The sequence below is a fragment of the Vibrio sp. 1401 genome (assembly GCF_033340295.1).
The window spans coordinates 1-723 of the sequence record NZ_JAWOWF010000336.1; the positions used below are offsets into that span (position 1 = coordinate 1).

Genomic DNA, 723 nt, shown 5'->3' on the forward strand with positions numbered 1-723 from the left:
TGCCTTTACGTTGGATGATCTCAAAGAACACAGGGCCAATTACGGTCTGGGTGAATATTTGCAGCAAGATGCCGTCTTTAGTTGGTGCACCATCGATAAGAACTTGCAGATCGCGAAGTTTGCTGACGTCTTCCCCGTGTCCTTTTACGCGCTCGTCGACTTTCTCGTAGTAGGTGTCTGGCGTTGGCATAAAGTCCATACCGCGGTCACGCAACGTTTGCACCGTTTGATAGATGTCATCCGTTGTCAGTGCGATATGCTGAATGCCTTCGCCGTTGTATTCGCGGATAAACTCTTCAATCTGCGATTTGTCATCCGAGGATTCATTGATTGGAATGCGGATTTTGCCACACGGAGCTGTCATTGCGCGGCTAACAAGGCCTGTCAGTTTACCTTCGATATCGAAGTATCGAATTTCTCGGAAGTTCCCGATGCGCTCATAAAAACCAGCCCACACATCCATATTACCTTGCTTAACATTGTGCGTGAGATGGTCTATCTCGTACAAGCCAACGTCCGATTTTGCTAAGCGATCGTCTGCATCGTCATAAAAACGGAAATCGACGTCGTAGATGCTCTGCTTGCCATAACGATCAACGAAATAAAGCAAGCTTTCACCAATACCGTAAATGGCAGGGATACTCAGTTCCATCGGACCAATTTCAGTTTTGTATTCTGTGCCGCCGTTTTGAATAGCATGTTCAAGCGCAACCGTCGCGTCTT

The 723-nt window shown here is 47.3% G+C and carries 1 protein-coding gene; it reads right to left on the minus strand.

From position 1 onward, the window contains the following. Positions 1 to 723, minus strand: a 723-nt coding sequence (hppD, locus tag R7Z77_RS25470) for a 4-hydroxyphenylpyruvate dioxygenase (RefSeq protein ID WP_318137065.1), incomplete at both ends; no start/stop codon positions are given.